Here is a 5,814-nt window from a genome sequence, read left to right on the forward strand (position 1 = left end):
CCGCCGGCGCCCCAGCCAAGCGCAGCCGCGCGCCATCGCGCGAACGCACCTTTGGCACCAAGGTGGCCGGCCAACCGGCCTTCGTGCTGCACAGCTATCCCTACAAAGAAACCAGCCTGATCATCGACATGTTCACGCGCGACTACGGCCGCGTGGCCTTGATCGCCAAGGGCGCCAAGCGGCCGCATTCGCAGCTGCGCGGCGTGCTGCAGACCTTCCAGCCGCTGTCGTCGAGCTGGAGCGGCAAGTCCGAGCTGCGCACCCTGACCGAGGCCGAGTGGGTCGGCGGCATGCTGCCGCTGGAGAAGACCGCGCTGCTGTGCGGCTTCTACCTGAACGAGCTGCTGGTCAAGCTGCTGGCGCGCGACGACGCCCACCCGGCCTTGTTCGACCACTACGTCGCCACCTTGAACCAGCTGGCCCACAACGAGCCGGCCACCATCGTGCTGCGCAAGTTCGAGCGCGCGCTGCTGAAGGAGACCGGCGTCGCCGCCGACCTGACGCGCTGCACCGTCAGCCGCGAGCGGGTGCGCGCCGAGCTGCTCTACGTGGTCGACCCGGAGCGCGGCGCCCGTCCCGAGCGGGCCGCCGACAGCTGGCCACGGGTCAGCGGCAAGACCCTGCTCGACATGGAGAACGAGGACTACCAGGACCCCGCCACCCAGGCGCAGAGCAAGCAGCTGATGCGCTTCCTGCTGGCCCACCACCTGGGCGGCGCGCCGCTCAACACGCGGCAGATCCTGCTCGACCTGATGCAGCTGTAGACTACCCACCAACACCACCAACACCGACTTCACACGGACACACCATGAGCTTCCTGCAGCCATCCGGCCCGGTCATCGACCTGGGCGTCAACATCGACCACGTGGCCACGCTGCGCAACGCGCGCGGCACCCCTTATCCCGACCCGATCCGCGCCGCGCTGCTGGCCGAGCAGGCCGGCGCCGACGGCATCACCCTGCACCTGCGCGAGGACCGCCGCCACATCCGCGACGCCGACGTCATCGCGCTGGCGCCGCAACTGCTGACGCGGATGAACCTGGAGGCCGCCGTGACCCGGGAGATGATCGACTTCGCCTGCCGCATCAAGCCGGCCGACGTCTGCCTGGTGCCGGAGAAGCGCACCGAGGTGACCACCGAGGGCGGCCTCGACGTGGTCGGCAACTTCAATGCGGTGCAGGCGGCGGTGCGCCAGCTGCAGGCCGAGGGCATCCGCGTCAGCCTGTTCATCGACGCCGACGAGGAGCAGATCGCCGCCACCGCCGAAATCGGCGCGCCGGTCATCGAGCTGCACACCGGCCGCTACGCCGACGCCGAGGGTGCCGCCCAGGCGGCCGAGCTGGAACGCATCAAGGCCGGCGTGCTGTACGGCGTCGGACGCGGCCTCAAGGTCAACGCCGGCCACGGCCTGCACTACACCAACGTGCAGGCGATCGCGGCGATTCCCGACATCGCCGAACTGAACATCGGCCACGCCATCGTCGCCCACGCCGTCTTCGTCGGCTGGGAGAACGCGGTGCGCGAAATGAAGGCGATCATGGTCGCCACCCGCCTGGGCGCGCGATGATTTACGGGATCGGCACCGACATCTGCCAGATCCCGCGCATTGCCGCCGCGCTGGAGCGGCACGGCGAACGCTTCGCCCGCAAGATCCTCGGCCCGCAGGAGATGGCCAAGTACCTGGCGCGCAGCGCACGCAACCCGGTGCGCGGCCTGCGCTTCCTGGCCACCCGCTTCGCCGCCAAGGAGGCCTTTTCCAAGGCCATCGGCCTGGGCCTGCACATGCCGATGACCTGGCCGGCGGCGCAGATGCTCAACGCCCCCAGCGGCAAGCCGATGATCGTCTGCAGCGGCGTGCTGGAGGCGTTCATGCAGGCCAATCGCCTGTCGGCCCAGGTGACCATCAGCGACGAGGCGGAATACGCCGTCGCCTTCGTCATCGTCGAGCAGGCCGCCGCGCCGGCCGGCTGATAGCGCCGCAAGCATCCCCACACTGAGCACTGGTAACAGCAATGACCGAAGCCGAAACGACCACGCCCGACCCGCGCGCAATAGTGCTGCAGACCGTGGCCAAGCTGCCCAACCTGCCGGGCGTGTACCGCTATTTCGACGCCAACGACGCCGTGCTCTACGTCGGCAAGGCGCGCGACCTGAAGAAGCGGGTGTCGAGCTACTTCCAGAAGAATTTGTCCAGCCCGCGCATCGCCATGATGGTCGAGCGCATCGCCCGGCTGGAGACCACGGTGACGCACAGCGAGGCCGAGGCGCTGATCCTGGAAAACAACCTGATCAAGACGCTGCACCCTCGCTTCAACATCCTGTTCCGCGACGACAAATCGTATCCCTACCTGAAGATCACCGGCGGCGAGTCGCCGCGCATGGTCTACTACCGTGGCGCGGTCGACAAGAAGAACCAGTACTTCGGGCCTTTCCCCAGCTCGTGGGCGGTGAAGGAGTCGATGCAGATCCTGCAGAAGGTATTCTTGATCCGCACCTGCGAGGACAGCGTCTACGCCAACCGCACGCGGCCCTGCCTGCTGCACCAGATCGGCCGCTGCAGCGCGCCCTGCGTCAAGCTGATCGCGCCGGAGGACTATAAGGTCGACGTCGAGAACGCCGCCCGCTTCCTGCGCGGCCGGCAAAGCGAGGTGCTGGCCGACCTGGAAAAGAAGATGCACGCCTACGCCGGCGAGCTGAAGTTCGAGCAGGCGGCGGCGGTGCGCAACCAGATCTCCTCGCTGTCGCGCGTGCTGCACCAGCAAAGCATGGAGACCGGCGGCGACGCCGACGTCGACATCCTCGCCGTGCTGGTGCAGGGCGGCCGCGCCTGCGTCAACCTGGCGATGGTGCGCGGCGGCCGCCACTTGGGCGACCGCGCCTACTTCCCCAGCCAGTTGAACGACGCCGCCGCCATCGCCGAGCAGGCCATCGAGGTCGAGGTCTTGAGCGCCTTCCTGGTGCAGCACTACACCGAGAAGTTCATCCCCGGCACGCTGATCCTCAACATCGAATTCGACCAGCCGGCGCTGATGCTGGCCTTGCAGGAGCAGTGCGGCCACCGCATCAACCTGATCTTCCAGCCGCAGGACGCGCGCCGAAAGTGGCTGGAGCTGGCGCAGAAGGGCGCCGAGATCTCGCTGGCGCGCCTGCTGTCGGAGCAGGGCTCGCAGCAGTCGCGCACCCGCGCGCTGGTCGAGGCGCTGAACCTGGAGACGGACGACATCGAGGCGCTGCGCATCGAATGCTTCGACATCAGCCACACCATGGGCGAGGCGACCCAGGCCTCCTGCGTGGTGTTCCACCACCACCAGATGCAGAACGGCGAGTACCGCCGCTACAACATCAACGACATCACCCCCGGCGACGATTACGCGGCGATGCGCCAGGTGCTGATGCGGCGTTACGAGAAGGTGGCCAACGGCGACGGCGTGATGCCCGACGTGGTGCTGATCGACGGCGGCAAGGGGCAGATCGAAATGGCGCGCCAGGTGTTCGCCGAACTGGGGCTGGACATCAGCCTGATCGTCGGCGTGGCCAAGGGCGAGGGCCGCCGCGTCGGCCTGGAGACGCTGCTGTTCGTCGACGGCCGACCGGCCCAGGAGCTGGGCAAGGAGTCGGCCGCGCTGATGCTGGTGGCGCAGATCCGCGACGAGGCGCACCGCTTCGCCATCACCGGCATGCGCGCCAAGCGGGCCAAGACGCGGCAGACCTCGCGGCTGGAGGAGATCGAGGGTATCGGCGCCAAGCGACGGCAAAAACTGCTGGCCCGTTTTGGCGGCCTGCGCGGCGTGGTCGACGCCAGCGTGCAGGACTTGATGTCGGTCGAGGGCATCTCCAGCGCCCTGGCCGAAGAAATATATAAACAGTTACATTAGAAAGCGCACTTGTGGCGGAGCGTGCTGGTTTAATGTACGGCGGCAAGGTAGACTAGCGGCGCATTGTTACAACTTTTTTACAGCCGTTCCTTTACTCGAGCCTATGCCCTTCAATATTCCGATCCTGTTGACCTGGTTGCGCGTGGCGCTGATTCCGCTGGTGGTTGGCGTCTATTACCTGCCCACGCCGTGGCTGCCGGTGGCGGACCGGAATATGGCGTCCACGCTGGTGTTCATCGTCGCCGCCATCACCGACTGGTTCGACGGCTTCCTGGCGCGGCGTTGGAACCAGACCTCGGCCTTCGGCGCCTTCCTCGATCCGGTGGCCGACAAGCTGATGGTGGCCGGCGCCTTGCTGGTGCTGGTGCAGTTGGACCGTGTCAACGCCATCCTGGCCTTCATCATCATCGGCCGCGAGATCGCCATCTCGGCGCTGCGCGAATGGATGGCGCAGATCGGCGCCTCCAAATCGGTGGCGGTCAGCTCGCTGGGCAAGATCAAGACGGCGGCGCAAATGACCGCCATCCCGCTGCTGCTGTTCCACGACATCCTGCTCGGCGCCGTCGACACCCAGGTGTGGGGCGAGCGCCTGCTGTTGATCGCCTGCGTGCTGACGGTCTGGTCGATGTGCTATTACCTGAAGCTGGCCTGGCCGCTGATCAAGGAAAAAGCCGGCAGCCTGGATTGAACGGGCGGGGCGGCGGACTTGATTTGATGAAATGTTTCAATTAACCATAGTCCGGCCCTTGACACCCCTTTTGGTTCATCTATAATGCTGGCCTGTTGTTGATGACGCGGGAGTAGCTCAGTTGGTAGAGCGCAACCTTGCCAAGGTTGAGGTCGAGAGTTCGAGCCTCTTCTCCCGCTCCAGTTTCTGGAATCGTCGATAGCAAGTAGTAAAGCAAGTAGCACTAGAAACTTTGGTGACTGTCTGCTAGAATGTTGGACTTCCAAGCGGGAGTAGCTCAGTTGGTAGAGCGCAACCTTGCCAAGGTTGAGGTCGAGAGTTCGAGCCTCTTCTCCCGCTCCAGTTGATTCTGGTGGAAGAAATAGATGTGAGCAGTAAAGTAAGTAGTGAATCAGCAGCGCCGATGCGGGAGTAGCTCAGTTGGTAGAGCGCAACCTTGCCAAGGTTGAGGTCGAGAGTTCGAGCCTCTTCTCCCGCTCCAGTGATGCTGATGGTAATAACGGCGTAGTAGAAATAGATGCTCCGATGCGGGAGTAGCTCAGTTGGTAGAGCGCAACCTTGCCAAGGTTGAGGTCGAGAGTTCGAGCCTCTTCTCCCGCTCCATAAAGGCAGATATTGTTATAGCAGTAAAAGACGCGGGAGTAGCTCAGTTGGTAGAGCGCAACCTTGCCAAGGTTGAGGTCGAGAGTTCGAGCCTCTTCTCCCGCTCCAGAATTTGGCAGGAAGTGACGAAACTTCCTGCTGTGCAGTACTAGCGTCGCCGTGGTGTTGAGCGGCGGCGCGCAGCAGGTCCTCTGGCGAGGTAGCAAAGAGGTTATGCAGCGGCCTGCAAAGCCGTCTAGGTCGGTTCGATTCCGATCCTCGCCTCCAAATACGATTGCAAAATCAAGAAAAAGCCCACTTTCGAGTGGGCTTTTTTCGTTTTGGAATCGCTGTATCTCAATCTCGTGGGGTGCCGCCACCGATTCTCATAGGTCACCGCGGCCATTCTCATGATGTGCCGCCTCCCCCCGTTCTCCCAGAGCACCGCCAACCACCTCCTACTGGGCGGACGTGACAATTCGCGTATTTTTCGCATGGGCCAGATGCTATCCTGATCGGCATCGGCCGAGTGCGGCCAGGAGCAGCCATTCCCATTGACGTGACAAAGTGTGAGTTTACTAACCTTCTAGAAAGTAAAGCTAGCGCTCAGGCGGCGTAACTGCATTCCTGTTGCTGGAAGAACGATTTGACCATCGCCGGCAATTTCTG

General features: G+C 64.0%; 5 protein-coding genes and 6 tRNA genes. All 11 read left to right on the forward strand.

Annotation, left to right across the window (positions count from 1 at the left end; all coding sequences use genetic code 11):
• On the forward strand, positions 1–764 hold a 764-nt coding region (recO, locus tag H7U20_RS14495), incomplete at its 5' end, for a DNA repair protein RecO (protein ID WP_199759864.1).
• Between the two features lie 44 nt (positions 765–808).
• The gene (gene pdxJ / locus H7U20_RS14500) at positions 809–1,567 is read left to right on the forward strand and encodes a pyridoxine 5'-phosphate synthase (protein WP_199759865.1); all 759 of its coding nucleotides are present in this window, start codon (positions 809–811) and stop codon (positions 1,565–1,567) included.
• Positions 1,564–1,971, forward strand: a complete 408-nt coding sequence (gene acpS, locus H7U20_RS14505; protein WP_199759866.1) for a holo-ACP synthase — start codon at positions 1,564–1,566, stop codon at positions 1,969–1,971. Before pdxJ ends, acpS begins: the two co-directional genes overlap by 4 nt.
• Before the next feature lie 41 nt (positions 1,972–2,012).
• Positions 2,013–3,875, forward strand: coding sequence for an excinuclease ABC subunit UvrC (uvrC, locus tag H7U20_RS14510; protein ID WP_199759867.1), 1,863 nt, complete (start codon positions 2,013–2,015; stop codon positions 3,873–3,875).
• 103 nt (positions 3,876–3,978) lie between these two features.
• Positions 3,979–4,563: a CDP-diacylglycerol--glycerol-3-phosphate 3-phosphatidyltransferase gene (gene pgsA / locus H7U20_RS14515; RefSeq protein ID WP_199759868.1), complete on the forward strand. Its 585-nt coding sequence runs from the start codon at positions 3,979–3,981 to the stop codon at positions 4,561–4,563.
• Positions 4,564–4,669: 106 nt separating this feature from the next.
• A tRNA-Gly gene (locus tag H7U20_RS14520) sits at positions 4,670–4,745 on the forward strand.
• Between the two features lie 84 nt (positions 4,746–4,829).
• Positions 4,830–4,905 (forward strand) — tRNA-Gly (locus H7U20_RS14525).
• A 63-nt stretch (positions 4,906–4,968) separates the two neighbouring features.
• A tRNA-Gly gene (locus H7U20_RS14530) sits at positions 4,969–5,044 on the forward strand.
• A 46-nt stretch (positions 5,045–5,090) separates the two neighbouring features.
• Positions 5,091–5,166 (forward strand) — tRNA-Gly (locus tag H7U20_RS14535).
• 32 nt (positions 5,167–5,198) lie between these two features.
• Positions 5,199–5,274: transfer RNA gene (locus H7U20_RS14540), tRNA-Gly, on the forward strand.
• Positions 5,275–5,359: 85 nt separating this feature from the next.
• Positions 5,360–5,433 (forward strand) — tRNA-Cys (locus tag H7U20_RS14545).
• The last annotated feature ends 381 nt before the right edge of the window (positions 5,434–5,814 follow it).

It is taken from the genome of Rugamonas violacea (assembly GCF_016461825.1).
Classification (GTDB): domain Bacteria; phylum Pseudomonadota; class Gammaproteobacteria; order Burkholderiales; family Burkholderiaceae_D; genus Rugamonas.

Coding starts and splice junctions, on each gene's coding strand:
- pdxJ (WP_199759865.1), top strand. CDS start 809: ATGAGCTTCCTGCAGCCATCCGGCCCGGTCATCGACCTGGGCGTCAAC.
- acpS (WP_199759866.1), top strand. CDS start 1,564: ATGATTTACGGGATCGGCACCGACATCTGCCAGATCCCGCGCATTGCC.
- uvrC (WP_199759867.1), top strand. CDS start 2,013: ATGACCGAAGCCGAAACGACCACGCCCGACCCGCGCGCAATAGTGCTG.
- pgsA (WP_199759868.1), top strand. CDS start 3,979: ATGCCCTTCAATATTCCGATCCTGTTGACCTGGTTGCGCGTGGCGCTG.